We start from the raw sequence: 17,326 nt of genomic DNA on the forward strand, positions 1-17,326 counted from the left end.
CGCGGCGGGGCCACGGGGGCGGACCTGGTCAGGTCAGCTCGCGCATGGTCAGACCGGTGTGGTGCGACGGCGGCGGCGTTCGGCGCGCCACCACTGGTGGACCAGGACCAGACTGGCGATCAGGCCGAGGCTGGCCGGGGCTGCGGCGTACCAGTTGACGTGGCCGGGGGAGCTGACCGCCGCGCCGATCGCCGCGTACCCGAAGGCGGTCGGCGCGGACGCGATCACGCTGCCGGCCAGGAAGGGCAGGACGCGGGCACCGGTCGTGCCGTAGCCGTAGCTGACCAGCCCGAAGCCGGCGATCGGCAGCAGCCGGACGGTGACCACGCCGACCACGCTCTGCCTGGCGAACCACCCGTCGAGGCGGGCCAGCCGACCGCGGACCCGTTCGGCGACGAAATCCCTACCGAGCAACCGGCCGACGGTGAACCCGATCGCCGCTGCCACAAGCGCGGCTCCCAGGGCGTACGCCGCACCCTCCAGGGGGCCGAAGATCGCGCCCGCCGCGAGCGTGATGAAGGTCCGGGGTACCAGCGCGACGAGGAGCAGCGCGCCCCCGAGGATCGCCGCCACCGGGGCGAATTCGCCCAGCCGGTCGGCGACCAGCGGGAGCTGCGCCGGATCCGGCCGGGGCACCAGGAGCAGCAGGAGCCCGCACCCACCGATCAGCAGCACCAGCAGGGCGAAGCGGGCGGCCGACGGCTGCCGGAGCAGCCGTCGGACGGCACGGATCATGCCCCGGCGGCGGCCACCGCGGAGCGGCGCTCGTTGCGGAGCCGGTCCGACCAGGTGTCGTCCAACGGGGGAAGCTGGTGTGCGCCGGTGGCCCAGCGCAGCAGCAGGTCGGCCAGGGCCGGGTTACGAGCCAGCGCCGGCCCGTGCGAGTAGGTGCCCAGCAGCTTGCCGCGCCAGGCGCCCTCGGTGGCCCCGTCGTTGCCCACGCCGGCGGTGACCCGGGCCAGCGGGGAGACCTCCGGACCGAGGTGGGTACGACCGCCGTGGTTCTCGAAGCCGGTCAGCGGCGGCAGGCCCAGCCGAGGGTCGATCTCCCCGGCCAGCTCGCCCACGGCCCGGCTCTCGCCCCGGTCGGACTTCAGGTCGAGCAGCTCCAGCCCGCGGCACTGCACGCCCTTGGCGAAGAAGGACGTGCCGAGGAGTTGGTAACCGGCGCAGACGCCGAACACGACCGAGCCCTGGGCGACCGCGCGGTGCAGGCCGCCGTCGGCGAGAAGCCGCTGGGCGCCGAGCGCCTGCGGGCCGTCCTCGCCCCCGCCGACCAGGTAGATGTCGGCTGTCGCGGGCAGCCGCTCGTCGGAGCGGACCTCCAACACCTCGACAGGCATTCCCCGCTGACGGGCCCGACGGGCCAGGATCAGGGCGTTGCCCCGGTCTCCGTAGGTGGAGAGCAGGTCGGGGTAGATCCAGACGATGCGCAGGCTCTCAGATGACACGGTCCAACTCCGCTCGGATGTCCTGGAACGCGGTGTAGTTCGCGATGACCTCCAGCCGCCCGGGCGGGACCGACCGGAGCGCGTCGTCGAACGTGCGGACGTGCTGGAACGGCACGTCGTTGACGTCCAGTCGAACCGCCAGGTCGTAGGCCCGGTCGCCGGTGATCAACACCTGCCGGCCGCGGAGCGGGGCGAAGTCGACATCGTAGAGCCAGGAGGTGTCCAGACCGTCGGGGTCGCGCGCGTTGATGGAGAGCAGGGTCGGCGCGTCGTCGGCCATGTCGAACGCCTCCAGCCAACTGGCCGGGTTCTTGGCCAGCAGCAGCCGGATGTTGCGGCCGTCCTTGTTCACCTGCGCGTAGCGGCCGGCCACCGAGGTGACGATGCCGAGGCGGGACACCGCGTCGACCGGGCGGACGCCGAACTCGGCGGCCACCGCCAGTGCGGTCGCCGCGTTGCCGAGGTTGACCTTGCCGGGTAGCTGGAGGGAGACCTTGTGCCAGGCGCCGGTGGGGTCGAGCACGCCCTCGTCCTCGACGAGCCAGTGCGGCTCCGGTCGCCGCAATGGGCAGCCGGTGCACCACCACTGCTCGCCCGAGCGTTGGATGGTGGAACCGCACTCCGGGCAGACCCAGGAGTCGTCGTGCCAGCGCTGGCCGGCACTGAACCACGTCACGTGCGGCGGCTTGATGCCCCGGGAGGGGTCGCCGGGCGGGGTGGCGGCCCACACCACCAGCGGGTCGTCGGCGTTGGCGACCACCCGTACGTCGGTGTGCCGGACCAGCGCCGCGCGCCAGAGCTGCGCCATCATGGCGACCTCCTTGGCGCGGTCGAGCTGGTCGCGGGAGAGGTTCAGCAGCGCGACCACGTGCGGCTCGGTCGCCTCCAGCACCTGGGCCAGGTAGTGCTCGTCGACCTCGAGCACCGCGTACGGGGTGCTGCCGGCCTTGGCCAGCGCCGAGGTGTGCCCGCTGGGCATGTTGGCGCCGAAGGAGTTGGTGGCGACCCGGCCGAGCACGCCGACCGCGGCGGAGGTCAACCGGGTGGTGGTGGTCTTGCCGTTGGTGCCGGAGACGAGCGCGATAGCGCGCCCGGCCGACAGGTGGGCCAGCAGGTCCGGGTCGATCTTCAGGCCGATCCACCCGCCGATCACCGAACCGTCGCCACGGCCGGCCGCCCGGGAGAGCGCCGCGGCGGTCCGTGACACGGAGCTGGCCACCTTGGCCCGTAGGGGCATTTTCGCGTCCGTCACGCGAGCGAGGTTACCGGACCGCCGGCCTCACCAGATCGCCGCCGACGGTGAACCGTTCGGCCGTGGTGGTTGCGCGGGCGGCCGGGTGGGTGTCCCCCGGACGGAGTCGATCTATGTCGGAAAGCGGACCACGCCGGGGGGCGGCCGGACCCCTCCACTCCGCTCCACCCCCTGTGACGTGCGGTTTTGCCGTCGGGTCAGGCGCGCCACGCGGGCGAATTTGGTTGCGGGTGGAGGGAAGTGGAGTAGAGTGGGGACCAATGGTGAGGCCGGGAGGGCTCACCGGCCCGGGGGGTCAGCGGCGCCGCGAACGCCGCTCAGGGGCGAGGGGGTTGGGCCGTGTTTCTCGGCACCCACACTCCGCGCCTGGACGAAAAGGGCCGGTTGATCCTTCCGGCCAAGTTCCGGGACGAGCTGGCGGGGGGTGTCGTGGTCACCAAAGGGCAGGAGCGCTGCCTCTACGTCTTCCCGACCCCTGAGTTCCAGCGGATCGCGGAGCAGTTGCGCGCACAGCCGATGACGCACAAGGCGGCCCGGGCCTACAGCCGTGTCTTCTTCGCCAGCGCGCACGACGAGGTTCCGGACAAGCAGGGTCGGGTGACGATCCCGGCCCACCTGCGGTCCTATGCCGCACTGGACCGCGAGTTGGTGGTGATCGGCGCCAGCACGCGGGTGGAGATCTGGGACAAGGTCGCCTGGGAGACCTACCTCGCCGAGAGCGAAGACGACTTCGCCGACATCGAGGAGGGGGTGCTGCCCGGCGGTCTGTAGGGCGGTAACGGCGCCCGACGTACTGCGAGATCTCCAGCCGCTTTCGAGTTCCTGGCATCACTTCCCCGGTGCCAGGCGCACGATCCAGACATGGGACGACGGTCCGGTGTCAGGCGGGAGCGGATGGGGATCTGGCGGTACGACGGCAGCGCCGTCCGACGACAGGCGCACGAGGAGAACGGACGTTTCAACCAGTGGGGGTCATCATGGGGGAGTTGCGCGGCACGCACGTGCCGGTGCTGCTCGAGCGGTGTCTCGAGCTGTTGGCCCCCGCGCTGGGTCGAGGCGGCCGGACGGTCCACGTCGACGCGACGCTCGGCCTGGCCGGGCACGCGGAGGCGGTGCTCGAGGCCAATCCCGAAACGGTCCTGATCGGGCTCGACCGGGACACCGAGGCGCTCGCCCACGCGCGGGTCCGACTGGCCCGGTTCGCCGATCGGGTGCACCTGGAGCACGCCGTCTACGACGAGTTGCCTGACGTACTGGACCGGCTGGGCTATCCGGCCATCGACGGCATCCTTTTCGACCTGGGTGTCTCGTCGTTGCAGCTCGACGCGCCCGACCGCGGGTTCGCGTACGCCCAGGACGCTCCGCTGGACATGCGGATGGACCAGACCCGGGGGGTGACCGCCGAAGAGGTGGTCAACACGTACGCGCATCCGGACCTGGCCCGGGTGCTGCGGGTGTACGGCGAGGAGAAGTTCGCGGGTCGGATCGCCTCGGCGATCATCCGGCAGCGGGAGCGGGAGCGGATCACCTCGTCCGCGCTCCTGGCGGAGCTGGTTCGGGACTCCATTCCGGCGCCAGCCCGACGAACGGGTGGGCACCCGGCAAAGAGAACGTTTCAGGCTTTACGGATCGAGGTAAACAGAGAGTTGGCAGCGCTGGAGACAGCGTTGCCATCTGCGCTCGACGCACTGACAGTGGGCGGTCGCATGGTGGTCCTGTCCTACCACTCGCTGGAGGACAGGCTCACCAAGGCGGCACTCACGGATCGGGTCCGCAGTAAGGGCCCGATCGACCTTCCGGTCGAGCTTCCCGGGTCCGGTCCGACGTTCCGGCTGCTCAGCCGGGGCGCCGAACTGCCCGGGGAGGCGGAGGTCGCCGCGAACCCGCGCGCCGCCTCGGTGCGGCTGCGGGCCGCGGAGCGGCTCGACCCGGACGCGACAGAGCACTGGCGGACCGACCGCGAACGGTCTCGCCGACGGGTGAAGGGAATGCACCAACCGGGCACGGGGTCCGCCTGATCCGTGGGGGGTCAGGGGCACCGGCACGGCTAGAGGGACGGATGTTGAGGGGGAGGGACATGAGCATTGACAAGCGCGACCGCCGGGACGTCACCGGCGGCGGCCAGCGCGCACCGCGGTCGGGGGGCCGGATCGCGGCGGAGCGGGCTCCGCGCCTCGGTAACGGTACGTCACGCATCGATCGAGTGAACCGGCAGGGGGAGACTCGCGCCCGGGGGGCGCGCGAGTTCCCGACTCAGGGCAGCGCGGCGCTGCGGCCGGTCGAGAAGGCCGCCAGCGCCACCAGCGCCCGTCCGCCGCGGCTGCGGGTGGCACCGCCGGCGCCGATCTCGGTGCCGCGTGCGCCGTTCGCGGCACTGATCGTGGTGCTGGTGGTCGGTGGGGTGCTGGGCATCCTGGCCGTCAACACGAAGATCAATGAGAACGCGTTCCGGCTCGAGCGGTTGCAGCAGCAGCAGGCTCGACTGGACCTGGAGAAGCAGCAACTCGACAAGCAGATCGCCGAGTCCAAGGCGCCGGGCAACCTGACCGCCGAGGCGCGGCGGCTGGGCCTTGTCGACGCGGGTGAGCCGGGCTACATCCGGCTACCGGACGGCAAGACCATCGGCGTGCCGCAGCCGGCGACCGGCCAGCCGTCGGTGACCAGCCAGGGTGCGGGAGGCTGACCGGTGCCACAGAGGTCGGACGAACCGCGCCGGGACCCTTCGGGGTCCCGGCGCGGTTCTGCGCGTGATGCCCGTTCCGGTGACGGTGAGTCGCGCACCGGCGAGCCGGGCATCGGAGGCATCTCCGGCGCCCGGGCGTACACCCCGAGGGGTCGGACGGTCCGCGAGGAGCGCGCCGTACCGGCCCGCGGCCAGGGCGCCGAGCAGCGGCGTACCCCGCGCAGCAGCAACCGGTCCGGTGACCCGTTCCGGCCGGCGTTGCAGGTGCTCGACGGCGGCCGGGCCGCCGCCCGGGCCGGCCGGCGTGACGCTCCCGCGGCCGGACGCGGTCAGGTGGTGCGCACCGTCGCCCCGCGTACCCCCCGTGCCCCGGGTGGGGACGAGCCCCCGCCGCGTCGCCGGACCACGCCCCGCGCGCCCCGGCGCACCGACCGACCGGCGGCCCGCCGGCCGTCCCGCAAGCCACGACGCCCGCCGAAGCTGGCCGACTCGCGGCTGCGGCTGCGGCTGGGCACAGTGCTCGCGCTCACCCTGTTCGCCGTCATCGGCATCCGGCTGATCTTCCTCCAGGCTGTCGACGCTCCGGCGTACGCCGGGGGCGGCACCGCCGACCGCCTCCGCACCGTCGAACTGCCGGCGCCCCGGGGTGCGATCTACGACAGCACCGGCGCGCCGCTGGCCCGCAGTGTCGAGGCACGGTACGTGTTCGCCGATCCGACCGAGGTGGAGGACCCGCCGGGCGTCGCCAAGGCGCTCTCCCCGCTGCTCGGCATCCCGGTGTCGAAGCTCATGGAACAGATGAAGCCGCGCAAGCTGGAGAACGGCAAGGAGTCCACGTTCGGCTATCTGGCCCGGGGGGTGGATGTCCCGACCGCCAAGCGGGTGCAGGCGCTGGAACTGCCCGGCATCGGGGTGCACCGCGACGAGCGCCGGGAGGTGCCCGGCGGTGACCTCGCGGCCAACCTGATCGGCTTCACCAGCCAGGACATGGACGGGTTGGAAGGGCTGGAGGCCCGGTACGACGACGTGCTCGCCGGTCAGGACGGCAAGCGGGTGTACGAGGCCGGCCTCGGCGACCTCGCCGCGCCGATCCCGGGCGGCTACAGCCGGACCACTGTGGCCAAGCCGGGAAGTTCGATCGCCCTCACCGTCAACGGCGACCTCCAGTTCCGGACGCAGCAGATCCTCAGCGCCGGCATGGCCCAGGCACCGGGCGGCACCGGTGCGGCCGTGATCATCGAGATTCCCTCGGGCGCGGTGCTGGCCCAGGCCAGCAACCCCACCTACGACGCGGCGAAGCCGACGCCCAGTGACCCGGTCGCCCGGGAGGACGCCGCAACCAGCTTCGTGGTCGACCCCGGCTCGGTGCACAAGGCGATCACCTACGGTGCGGCGCTGCAGGAGGGGGTCATCACCCCGGACACGGCGCTGCCCATCGCCAACAGCATCAAGATGGGTGACACCTGGTTCTCCGACACGCACCCGGCCAACGGCAGACGGATGAGCGTGCCGGGCATGCTCGCCTACTCGTCGAACGTCGGCACCATCACGATCGCCGAGCAGCTCGGCAAGGACCGGCTCATCGACTACCAGAAGCGTTTCGGGCTGGGTAAGCCCACCGGCGAGGGGATGCCCGGGGAGGCCAGCGGGCGACTGCTGCCGGCCGACGAGTGGAGCGGTTCGTCGCACGGGTCGGTGCCGATCGGGCACAGCGTCGACGCCACCCCGCTGCAGATGGCCGCCGCGTACGCGGCCATCGCCAACAATGGCACCTACGTGCAGCCGCACCTGGTCAAGGAGATGATCGGCCCGGACGGCAAGCGCACACCGGCGCCGGCCCCGGTCACCCGGTCGGTGCTCAGTCCGCAGAACGCGGCGGCCCTGCGCACCATGCTGGAGGCGGTCACGACCGTCGACGGCGCCACCGGCGTCACCGCCGCGGTTCCGGGCTACCGGGTCGCCGGCAAGACCGGCACCGGGTGGCGGTTGGTGAACGGCAAGAAGCAGCCGGGTGAGGTGTCCTCGTTCATCGGGATGGCCCCCGCCGAGAACCCCCGCTATGTGATCGCCGTCTTCGTGTATGCACCCGACGGCGGGGGCGCGGCCATCGCCAGTCCAGCGTTCCGCGACATGATGCAGTTCACTCTGCGTCACTATCGGGTGCCGCCCTCCACCGGCGGATCCGCGCCCAAGTTCGTGGTCTATCCGCGCTGAGCAGCGATGGCGGGACATCATCGGTGAGTGCCGACGAACCACCGGGGCGGCTGTGCGGCCGGAACCGGACGACGGGGTAGGGTCTGACGCCGTGCCCGGCAATCCACGTCCACGTACCGTGACCGGAGTCCGGCTCGGTGATCTCGCCGTCCGGCTCGCCGTCGACCTTGCGGCGGACGCCGCCGCGGTGGTCGTCTCCGGGGTCACCCACGCCAGCCAGGAGGTTCGCTCCGGCGACCTGTACGCGGCGCTGCCCGGTGCCCGTCGGCACGGCGCGGAGTTCGCTGCCGCCGCCGCCGAGGCGGGTGCCGTGGCGATGCTGACCGACCCGGCAGGCGCGGAGTTGACGGCGGCTTCCGGCCTGCCCGCCCTGGTGGTGCCCGACCCGCGCGCGGTGCTCGGCGAGCTGGCCTCGGCCGTGTACGGCGACCCCAGCGCCGACCTCACCGTGATCGGCGTGACCGGCACCGCCGGCAAGACGTCCACCGCCTACCTGATCGAGTCGGGGCTGCGCGCGGCCGGGCACACCACCGGCCTGGTCGGCACCGTGGAGACGCGGCTCGGTGACCTGGTGATCGACAGTGTGCGTACCACCCCCGAGGCGACCGACCTGCACGCCATGCTCGCCACCGCACGGGAGCGTGGGGTGACCGCCGTGGTCATGGAGGTCTCCAGCCACGCGCTGGCCATGGGCCGGGTGGGCGGTGTGCGGTTCGCTGTCGGCGGTTACACCAACTTCGGCTCCGACCACCTTGACTTCCACGCCGACAGCGACGACTACTTCGCCGCGAAGGCCCAGCTGTTCGACGGGCGCTGCGCCGTCGAGGTGCTCAACCACGACGACCCGGCGTTGAAGCCGCTGCTCAAGCCGACGACCGTCACCTACTCGGCGGTCGGTGACCAGGGCGCGACCTGGTGGGCCGACGGGGTGGACGGCGAGGGGTACGCGCAGCGGTTCACCGCGCACGGCCCGGACGGCGTGGCCGTGTCCGCCGGTGTCGCCCTGCCCGGCCGGCACAACGTGGCGAACGCGCTGCTGGCCATCGCCGCACTGGTCGGTGCCGGGGTGGACCCGGTGACCGCGGCGGACGGGGTGGCCGCCTGCGGGGGCGTCCCGGGCCGGCTGGAGTTGGTCGACGTGGCCGCGCCGGTGCGCGGGGTGGTCGACTACGCGCACAAGTCGGACGCGATCGTCGCCGCGCTCGCCGCCCTGCGCGAGTTGAGCGCCGGCCGACTGATCTGTGTGATCGGCGCCGGTGGGGACCGGGACCGGGGCAAGCGGCCGGTGATGGGCGCCGCCGCGGCGGAGGGAGCCGACGTGGTGCTGGTGACCGACGACAACCCGCGCACCGAGGACCCGGGGGAGATCCGCGCCGAGGTGCTCGCCGGGGCGTACCGGGCCGGCACCGCCGCGCGGATCGTCGAGGTGGCGGGCCGCCGCGCCGCGATCGACGAGGCGGTGCGGCTGGCCGAGCCGGGCGACGTGATCGCGCTGCTCGGCAAGGGCCACGAGCGCGGCCAGGAGGTGGCGGGCCAGGTGCTTCCGTTCGACGACAGCATCGAGTTGGCCGAGGCGCTGCGGGCCCGCTTCGGGGACCTGGCGGGTCAGCGGTGATCACGCTGAGCCTGGCCGAGGTGGCCGCGGCCGTCGACGGACGGCTGGTCAACGCCGACCCGGAGGCCACCGTCACCGGTTCGGTGGAGTTCGACTCGCGCAAGGTCGGCCCCGGCTCGCTATTCGTGGCCTTTCCGGGGGAGAAGGTCGACGGGCACGACTACGCGGCGACGGCGATCCAGGCTGGCGCGGTGGCGGTGCTCGGCAGCCGTGCGGTGCCCGGGGTGCCGATGGTGCTCGTCGACGACGCCCTCGCCGCGATGGGCCGACTGGCCCGCGCCGCGGTGGACCGGCTGCCCGGGCTGACCGTGATCGGCGTGACCGGCTCGTCCGGCAAGACCACCACGAAGGACCTCATCGGTCAGCTCACCACCCGACTCGGAGCCACTGTGGCGCCACCCGGCTCGTTCAACAACGAGCTGGGGCACCCGTACACCGCCCTGCAAGCTGACCCGGCCACCCGTTACCTGGTGATGGAGAAGGGGGCGCGCGGAATCGGGCACGTGCGGTACCTGTGTGAGCTGGTGCCGCCCCGGATCTCCGTGGTGCTCAACGTCGGCACCTCGCACATCGGCGAGTTCGGCTCGCAGGACGCCATCGCCCAGGCCAAGGGCGAGCTGGTCGAGGCGCTACCGCCGGACGGGCTGGCCGTGCTCAACGCCGACGACCACCGGGTGGACGCGATGGCGAGCCGTACGCAGGCCCGGGTGGTCCGCTACGGCGAGGCGCCCGACGCCGACGTGCGCGCCGAGGACGTGACGCTCGACGAGCGGGGGCACCCCTCGTACACCCTGGTCACCCCGGAGGGGCGCGCGCCCGTGCGGCTGCGACTGGCCGGCCGCCACCAGGTCGGCAACACGCTCGCGGCGGCGGCGGTCGCCCGGGAGCTGGGCATGCCGCTGACCGAGCTGGCCACCGCCCTCGGCGAGCTGGGGCTGGTCTCGACCCGTCGGATGGACGTCTTCGACCGCCCCGACGGGGTGACAGTGGTCGACGATTCGTACAACGCCAACCCGGCCTCGATGGCGGTCGCCCTACGGGCGCTGGCCAGCATGGGTCAGGGGCGGCGTACCGTCGCGGTGCTTGGTTACATGGCCGAGCTGGGCCCGTTCGAGTACGACGGCCACGCCGAGGTCGGCCAACTCGCGGCCGAGCTCGGTGTCGACCGGCTGCTCGTGGTGGGTGAGCCGGCCGCGCCGATCCACGAAGGCGCGACAGCTGTAGCAAACTGGGGAGGAGAGTCGGTGCTGCTCACCGATCAGGCGGCGGCCGTCGAGGTGCTGCGGAGCGAGCTACGACCGGGTGACGTCGTCCTGGTCAAGGGTTCCCGGTACCGGACCTGGGAGGTGGCCGACGCCCTGCGCGCCGACGCCGGTGGGGAGCCGACCCGATGAGGGCGATCATCGTCGCCATCGGGGTGGCCTTCATCGTCTCGCTGTTCGGCACCCCGATCGCGATCAAGGTGTTCACCCGGCTCAAGGCCGGTCAGCCGATCCGGTCCGACGGCCCCGCGATGCACCAGGGCAAGAAGGGCACGCCCACGATGGGCGGCGTGGTCTTCATCCTGGCCACCGTGATCGCGTACGTGGCCGGGCACCTCGCCCTGACCACCCTGCCGGACCAGCAGATCGCCCAGGTGGAACCGACCATCACCGCACTGGTGCTGCTGGGGCTGATGGTCTTCTCCGGCGCCGTGGGTTTCCTCGACGACTTCCTCAAGGTGCGCAAGCGCAACAGCGCCGGGCTGAACAAGCGCGGCAAGTTGCTCGGGCAGATCCTGGTCGGTGCGGTCTTCGGGGTGATCGCCCTGTGGTTCCCGAGCACCATGACGAACGGTTCGGGCCTGGCGACCAACACCGAGACGGTGGGCAGCACCACGCTGAGCTTCATCCGGGACATCGACTTCCTGGAGGTCAGCAAGGTCGGCGCGGTGATCATCTTCATCTTCGTGGTGATGGCCGCGACGAACGGCGTCAACCTCACCGACGGCCTGGACGGCCTCGCCACCGGCGCGTCGGTGATGGTGCTCGCCGCGTACGCGCTCATCGCGTTCTGGCAGTACCGGCACTGGTGCGCCGACCCGAACTACACCCAGCCGTACTGCTACGAGGTCCGCGACCCGTTGGAGATCGCGCTGATAGCCGGGGCCGCGGCCGGGGCCTGTGTGGGCTTCCTGTGGTGGAACACCTCCCCGGCGCGGATCTTCATGGGCGACACCGGGGCGCTGGGGCTGGGCGGTCTGATCGCCGGCATGGCGATGTCCACCCGCACCATCCTGCTGCTGCCGATCATCGGCGGGCTCTTCGTGATCATCACGATGTCCGTGGTGATCCAGATCATCTCCTTCAAGACCACGGGTAAACGGGTGTTCCGGATGTCTCCGCTCCAGCACCACTTCGAGCTGGCCGGCTGGAGCGAGGTCAACATCGTGGTGCGTTTCTGGATCATCGCCGGCATCGGCGTGGCCATCGCCCTGGGCCTGTTCTACAGCGAGTTCCTCGCCAACATGACCTGACCTGCCCCGCCCCCACCCCGTCGATCTTGCACTTTCGGATGTCGGAACGTCTTCTTATGACCGTTTCGTCGGCACCGAAAGTGCAAGATCGACGCACCCGGGGGTGGGTGAGGGCGGTACGGGGGCGCGGGGCAGTACGGGGGCGGGGCAGGGTTCGACACGCCCGGTGGGGCGTTGTGGGGCGGTGGGGCGTGTTCAGCGGTGATGATGTCGGGGTGGGGGAGGATATCGGCACCGAGGATGGAACTGCCGGACGGCCGCGACGGTCGCCGAGCGCGGCGCGTACGCCATCGACTGCCGCGGCGCGCGGCCCGCAGCCCGGCGCGGCGGCCCGCGAGTCCGGGTCGGGGGTCCGCAAGGCTGGGTCGGCGGCCCGTGAGTCCGGGTCTGGGGCCCGTGAGTCCGGGTCGGGGGCGCGGGAGGCTGGGCCGAGGGCTCGCGACCGCGAGGCCGGGTCGGGGGCGCGTGAGCCCGGCGCAGCGGCCCGTGAGGCCGGGACGGCGGCGCGGGAGGCTGGGCCGGCGGGACGTGGGCCGGAGGTCGCGGCGGCGACACCGGTGCGCGGGTTCGACGCGGCCGGTGGGCTCGCCGCGCTGCGCGGCCTGCTGGACCGGCCGCTGACCTCGTACTTTCTGCTGCTGTCCTGCGCCGGCCTGCTGCTGCTGATCGGGCTGACGATGGTCTTCTCGGCGACAAGCGTGAAGGACTACGCCGAGGACGGCAACGCCTCGGCATCGGTGACCAAGCAGGCCATCTTCGCGGTGATCGGCATCGGTGCGTTCTGGGTCTGCCAGCGTCTGCCGGCGAGCACCTACCGGTCGCTGGGCCGGCCGCTGCTGTTCACGTCGATCGCCCTGCTGGTGGTGCTCAACCTGCTCGTCGCGTTCGCCCGGCTGACCGGGCAGGATTCGGCCAGCTTCGGGCCGGTCGAGGCGCGACTGAACTGGCTGTTCGTCGGCGGGATCCAGCTTCAACCATCGGAGCTGGCCAAGTTCGCGATGGTGCTCTGGGGTGCGCACCTGGTCGCCCGCAAGGGCGCCGCGCTGGGGTGGTGGCGCGAGCTGGCCACCCCGCTCTTCCCGGTGGTCGGCCTGCTTTTCGTCCTGGTCGGCTACAACGACACCGGCACGATGCTCTGCCTGCTGGCCCTGGTGGTGGGCCTGCTCTGGGCCGCCGGGGTGCGGATGCGGGTCTTCGGCGCCCTGGCCGCTGCCGGTCTGGTCGGGATCGGCCTGCTCGTCGCGGTGGCCTCGCTGGGTGCCGGCTCCGGTGAGCGCGGCGAGGACAACTACCGCCTCGCCCGGTTGGACATGTTCTTCAACCCACCGGACCCGGAGACCTGCAAACTCAACGAGTGCCTCCAGTTCTACCAGGGGCGGCTGGCCATCGAGCACGGTGGCTGGTTCGGTGTCGGGCTGGGCAAGGGCAGCCTCAAGTGGGACTGGCTGCCCGAGGCGCACAACGACTTCATCTTCGCGATCATCGCCGAGGAACTGGGTGTGATCGGGTGTGTCGTGGTGCTCACCCTGTTCGCGGTCATCGCGTACACCGGGTTCCGCATCGCCCGGCGGGTCGACGACCCGTTCCGTCGGCTCGCCGCCACCGCCGTGACGACCTGGCTGGTCAGCCAGGCGGTGATCAACATCGGTGGGGTGGTCGGGCTGCTGCCGATCACCGGCCTGCCGCTGCCGTTCATCTCCGACGGCGGAAGTGCCCTGGTGGTGACGTTGGCCGGCATCGGCATGCTGGCCTCCTTCGCCCGCGCCGAACCCGATGCGGCCAGAGCACTGCATGCCCGTCCGCCGGCCCGGTGGGTCCGACTACTCTGGGCCCCGTTGCCGCCGCTTCCCGGCCGGCGTCGCCGACCGGCGATGCCGCCCGCCGGCCGAGGGTCAGTGCCCCGGTCCCGCGAGCGGCGCCATGACGATCAGGCCGCGCCGCGCGGGGTCCGACAGGACCGGAGCCGCGGTGGTACGGCGAGCGAGAGGAGACGCTGATGGGTCCGCTGCGTTCGGTGGTGCTCGCGGGAGGTGGCACCGGGGGGCACGTCTACCCGCTGCTCGCCTTCGCCGACTGCCTGCGCCGACACGACCCGGGCGTCCGGATCACCTGCCTCGGCACACCTCGGGGCATGGAGAACGACCTGATCCCGCCGCAGGGCTACGACCTGCGGCAGATCCCGGCGTACCAGCTGCCCCGGTCGGTGAACATGAACCTGGTCCGCACCCCGGGCCGGATGTGGACGGCGGCCCGCGCCGCGGGCAAGGTGATCGACGAGGTGCGGGCCGACGTGGTCGTCGGCTTCGGCGGGTACGTATCGGTGCCGGCCTACCTGGCCGCGTGGCGTCGCGAGCTGCCCATGGTGATCCACGAGGTGAACGTGCCGCCGGGCGTGGCCAACAAGCTGGGCATGAAGTTCACCAAGAACGTGGCCGTCGGCTTCCCGAACCAGCCGAGCCAGGCCGAGTCGCTGCGGGACGCCACAGTCGTCGGTGTGCCGCTGCGCCGCGCCATCGCCGGTCTGGACCGGTACGCGCTGCGTAACGCCGCCCGCGCCCACTTCGGGCTCCGCCCGGACCTGCCGGTGCTCTTCGTGTCCGGCGGCTCGTCCGGTGCCCGTTCGATAAACCTGGCGGTGTCCGGGGCGGCCAAGGAGTTGGCCCGCAACGGCGTGCAGGTGCTGCACGTGATGGGTGCCCGCAACGAGCCGGTGCCGATCCCCACCGACCTGCCGGTGCCGTACGTGACGCTGCCCTACCTGTCCGAGATGGAGCTGGGCTACGCCGCCGCCGACCTGATGCTGGCCCGGGGCGGGGCGATGACCGTCGCCGAGGTGGCGGCGATCGGGCTGCCCACGATCTACGTGCCGTACCCGCACAGCAACCAGGAACAGCGGCGCAACGCGCTGCCAGTGGTGGAGGCCGGCGGAGGGCTGCTGGTCGACGACGCTGAGCTGACCCCGGACTGGCTGGAGCGGACGGTCATCCCACTCATCCGTGACCCACAGCGGCTGTACACGATGGGTGCCGCTGCCGCGTCGTACGGTCGGCGCGACGGCGACGAGGCCCTGCGGTCCTTCGTGCTGGCGGCGGTGGCCCGATGACCGCGCAGTTCACCCCGGCCGGCACGCTCACCGCCGAGGACCTGGGTGCCGTCCACCTGATCGGCGTGGGTGGGGTGGGCATGCTCGGCGTGGCCCGGCTGCTGCTCACCCGTGGCATCCGCGTCTCCGGCAGCGACCTGCGGGAGTGGCCCTCGCTGGCGGGCCTGCGGGCGCTCGGCGGCACCATCCACCTCAGCCACGAGGTGACGAACCTCGACGGTGTGGACACCGTCGTCTACTCGTCGGCCATCCCGCAGGACCATCTGGAGCTGGTCGAGGCGCGTCGGCGCGGCCTGCGGGTGCTGCACCGCTCGGAGGCGCTCGCCGCGGCGATGACCGGCCGCCGGGCGGTGGCCGTCGCCGGCACGCACGGTAAGACCACCACCACCTCCATGGTGACGATGGTGCTCCAGCAGGCCGGTGTGGACCCGTCCTTCGTGATCGGTGGGGAGATCTCCGAGGTCGGCTCGGGCGCCCACCACGGCACCGGCGAACACTTCGTGGTCGAGGCGGACGAGAGTGACCGCTCGTTCCTCATCTACCGCCCGTACGTCTCGATCATCACGAACGTCGAGGCGGACCACCTGAACACCTACGGCGACTACGCGACGCTGGAGGCGGCGTTCGTGGAGTTCGCCGGCCTCACCGACCCGGACGGGTTCATCATCACCTGCGCCGACGACCCGGGCGGTCGGCGGCTGGCCGAGAGCCTGCGGTCCGAGGGGCGGCGGGTCCACACCTACGGTGAGGCGGCCGACGCCGACCTGCGGTTGACCGAGGTCGTCTCCTCCGCGCGCGGGGTGCGCTACCTGGCCGCGATCGACGGCCGGTCGCTCGGCGAGTTCCGGCTACCGGTGCCGGGACGGCACATGGGGCTGAACAGCGCCGCCGCGGTGCTGGCCGCGTACCTGCTGGAACTGCCCTTGGAGGCGGCGGAGGCCGCGCTCGCGGTCTTCCCCGGGGTGCGACGGCGCTTCGAGCGCAAGGGTCTCGCGGACGGCGTGCTGGTCTACGACGAGTACGCGTACCACCCGACCTCGATGACGTTGGCGATGCAGACGCTGCGCGAGGTCGCCGGGGACGGCCGGTTGATAGTCGTCTTCCAGCCGTACCGGCTGTACCGCACCCGCGACAACCAGGCGGAGATCGCCGACGCGCTGGCCATCGCCGACGAGGTGGTGCTGTTGGAGGTCTTCGGCCCGGGTGAGTTGCGTCAGCCCGGCGAGGGCTCGGCGGCGCTGATCGCGGCGGTGGACCTGCCCGCCGACCGCAAGGTCTTCGTCGAGTCGTGGGAGCAGGCGCCGGTCGAGGTGGCCCGTCGTGCCCGCTCGGGGGACGTGGTGGTCACCATGGGCGCCCCGCCGATCTCCCTGATGGGTGACGAGCTGCTGGCCGCCCTGGGTGAGCGGACGGACGGCCCGGCACCGACAGCGACAGTGGACCCGGTGGCCACCACCCCGGCGATCGGTGAGCCGGTCGCTGGTGGGGCCACGTCCGGCGGCGACGGAGCGGCTCTCGGTGGCACCGCCGTGCCTGGCGGCTCGGCGCCCACGGCCGGATGAGTCCCGGCCCGGCCCGAGGGCGGACCAGCGCCGCCGCCGACGGGGGCGGCCCGCGCCGCGGTCCGGCCCGGCGGTGGCAGCTGGTTCGGGCGGGCAGCGACGCGGTACCGCCCTCGACCCGCCGGTTCATGGCCCGTGCCCGGCAACGCCGCATGCGGGCGGCGTTGCCGTGGGCGGTGGCCGCCGGGGTGCTGGCGTTGGCCGGGCTGGTCGCCTGGACGGTGCTCGGCACCGGGTTGTTCGGTGTGCGGGAGGTGCGCGTGGAGGGCGCCGACCTGGTGACTCCGGTGCAGGTGCACGACGCGGTAGGGGTGCCGGACGGGGTGCCGCTGGCGCGGGTGGACCTGGCCGCTGCGGCGCGTCGGGTCGGGGCGCTGCCGGCGGTGGAGCGGGTCACTGTCTCCCGGGACTGGCCCGGCGCGCTCGTGGTGCGGGTGACCGAGCGGACCGCGGTGGCGGTGGTGCCGCAGGGCGAGGCGTTCGCCCTGGTCGACCGGAGCGGGGTGGCGTTTCGGACGGTGGAACGACGCCCGGCCGACCTGCCGCAGGTGACGGTGGCCCGGCCGGCCGCCGACGACCCGGGTACCCGGGCCGCGTTGGAGGTGCTCGTCGCACTCACGCCCGAGCTGCGCGCGCAGTTGGTGGACGTGAACGTGGAGGGGTTGGCCCGGATCAGCCTGCGGTTGCGAGGGGACCGCACGGTGGTCTGGGGCGACGCGACCCGGGGCACGGACAAGGCCCGGGTGGCCACCGCGTTGCTCGACCAGGACACCGACCGGATCGACGTGAGCGCGCCCGACGTGGTGACCTTTCGGTGACCGGGTGAGCGTGGAGGGACGTGACCCGCCGCGCTCCGCTCGGCGACACGCCGCCCGGGTCCTTGGCTCATCGCGTGGTGGCGCTTACGTTGCCTCGAAGAGCTTCAGTGGTT

At 72.4% G+C, this 17,326-nt stretch carries 13 protein-coding genes and 1 pseudogene; 11 read left to right on the forward strand and 3 right to left on the reverse strand.

The features are described from left to right. Positions 1 to 48 precede the first annotated feature (48 nt). The 3 genes from ABZ406_RS21690 to ABZ406_RS21700 are packed head-to-tail and all read right to left on the reverse strand — an operon-like array spanning position 49 to position 2,688. A complete protein-coding gene (locus ABZ406_RS21690) occupies positions 49 to 735 on the reverse strand; it encodes a VTT domain-containing protein (RefSeq protein ID WP_357764391.1) in 687 nt (228 codons plus the stop codon). Further along, positions 732 to 1,451: a glutamine amidotransferase gene (locus tag ABZ406_RS21695; RefSeq protein ID WP_357764394.1), complete on the reverse strand. Its 720-nt coding sequence runs from the start codon at positions 1,449 to 1,451 to the stop codon at positions 732 to 734. The genes ABZ406_RS21690 and ABZ406_RS21695 overlap by 4 nt, the downstream gene beginning before the upstream one ends. Then, complete coding sequence (locus ABZ406_RS21700; protein ID WP_357764654.1) at positions 1,441 to 2,688, reverse strand: MurT ligase domain-containing protein; 1,248 nt, start codon at positions 2,686 to 2,688, stop codon at positions 1,441 to 1,443. The genes ABZ406_RS21695 and ABZ406_RS21700 overlap by 11 nt, the downstream gene beginning before the upstream one ends. A gap of 354 nt (positions 2,689 to 3,042) precedes the next feature. Between ABZ406_RS21700 and mraZ the strand changes: the two genes are divergently transcribed. From mraZ to ABZ406_RS21755, 11 genes and pseudogenes are all read left to right on the forward strand, one after another. Continuing rightward, a complete protein-coding gene (gene mraZ, locus ABZ406_RS21705) occupies positions 3,043 to 3,474 on the forward strand; it encodes a division/cell wall cluster transcriptional repressor MraZ (protein WP_357764397.1) in 432 nt (143 codons plus the stop codon). 206 nt (positions 3,475 to 3,680) lie between these two features. After that, positions 3,681 to 4,791 (forward strand): annotated as a pseudogene (gene rsmH / locus ABZ406_RS21710) (16S rRNA (cytosine(1402)-N(4))-methyltransferase RsmH). Beyond that, a complete protein-coding gene (locus ABZ406_RS21715) occupies positions 4,781 to 5,386 on the forward strand; it encodes a hypothetical protein (protein ID WP_357764399.1) in 606 nt (201 codons plus the stop codon). The pseudogene rsmH and the gene ABZ406_RS21715 overlap by 11 nt, the downstream one beginning before the upstream one ends. A 3-nt stretch (positions 5,387 to 5,389) precedes the next feature. After that, a complete protein-coding gene (locus tag ABZ406_RS21720; protein WP_357764402.1) occupies positions 5,390 to 7,600 on the forward strand; it encodes a penicillin-binding protein 2 in 2,211 nt (736 codons plus the stop codon). A gap of 52 nt (positions 7,601 to 7,652) precedes the next feature. Next, on the forward strand, positions 7,653 to 9,215 hold the full coding sequence (locus ABZ406_RS21725; protein ID WP_357764405.1) for a UDP-N-acetylmuramoyl-L-alanyl-D-glutamate--2,6-diaminopimelate ligase: 1,563 nt from the start codon (positions 7,653 to 7,655) through the stop codon (positions 9,213 to 9,215). Continuing rightward, positions 9,212 to 10,609 (forward strand): UDP-N-acetylmuramoyl-tripeptide--D-alanyl-D-alanine ligase, encoded by a 1,398-nt coding sequence (murF, locus tag ABZ406_RS21730; RefSeq protein WP_357764408.1) that lies wholly within the window; start codon positions 9,212 to 9,214, stop codon positions 10,607 to 10,609. The genes ABZ406_RS21725 and murF overlap by 4 nt, the downstream gene beginning before the upstream one ends. Continuing rightward, a complete protein-coding gene (gene mraY, locus ABZ406_RS21735) occupies positions 10,606 to 11,730 on the forward strand; it encodes a phospho-N-acetylmuramoyl-pentapeptide-transferase (protein WP_354945338.1) in 1,125 nt (374 codons plus the stop codon). Before murF ends, mraY begins: the two co-directional genes overlap by 4 nt. 557 nt (positions 11,731 to 12,287) lie before the next feature. Continuing rightward, a complete protein-coding gene (locus ABZ406_RS21740) occupies positions 12,288 to 13,727 on the forward strand; it encodes a putative peptidoglycan glycosyltransferase FtsW (RefSeq protein ID WP_357764411.1) in 1,440 nt (479 codons plus the stop codon). After that, positions 13,727 to 14,833 carry an undecaprenyldiphospho-muramoylpentapeptide beta-N-acetylglucosaminyltransferase gene (murG, locus tag ABZ406_RS21745; protein WP_357764414.1) on the forward strand — a complete coding sequence of 369 codons (1,107 nt, stop codon included), beginning with the start codon at positions 13,727 to 13,729 and terminating at the stop codon, positions 14,831 to 14,833. The genes ABZ406_RS21740 and murG overlap by 1 nt, the downstream gene beginning before the upstream one ends. Beyond that, complete coding sequence (murC, locus tag ABZ406_RS21750) at positions 14,830 to 16,395, forward strand: UDP-N-acetylmuramate--L-alanine ligase (RefSeq protein WP_357764417.1); 1,566 nt, start codon at positions 14,830 to 14,832, stop codon at positions 16,393 to 16,395. The genes murG and murC overlap by 4 nt, the downstream gene beginning before the upstream one ends. Continuing rightward, a complete protein-coding gene (locus ABZ406_RS21755; protein WP_357764419.1) occupies positions 16,392 to 17,213 on the forward strand; it encodes an FtsQ-type POTRA domain-containing protein in 822 nt (273 codons plus the stop codon). Before murC ends, ABZ406_RS21755 begins: the two co-directional genes overlap by 4 nt. The last annotated feature ends 113 nt before the right edge of the window (positions 17,214 to 17,326 follow it).

The sequence above is a fragment of the Micromonospora sp. NPDC005710 genome (assembly GCF_040630995.1).
Classification (GTDB): Bacteria; Actinomycetota; Actinomycetes; order Mycobacteriales; family Micromonosporaceae; genus Micromonospora.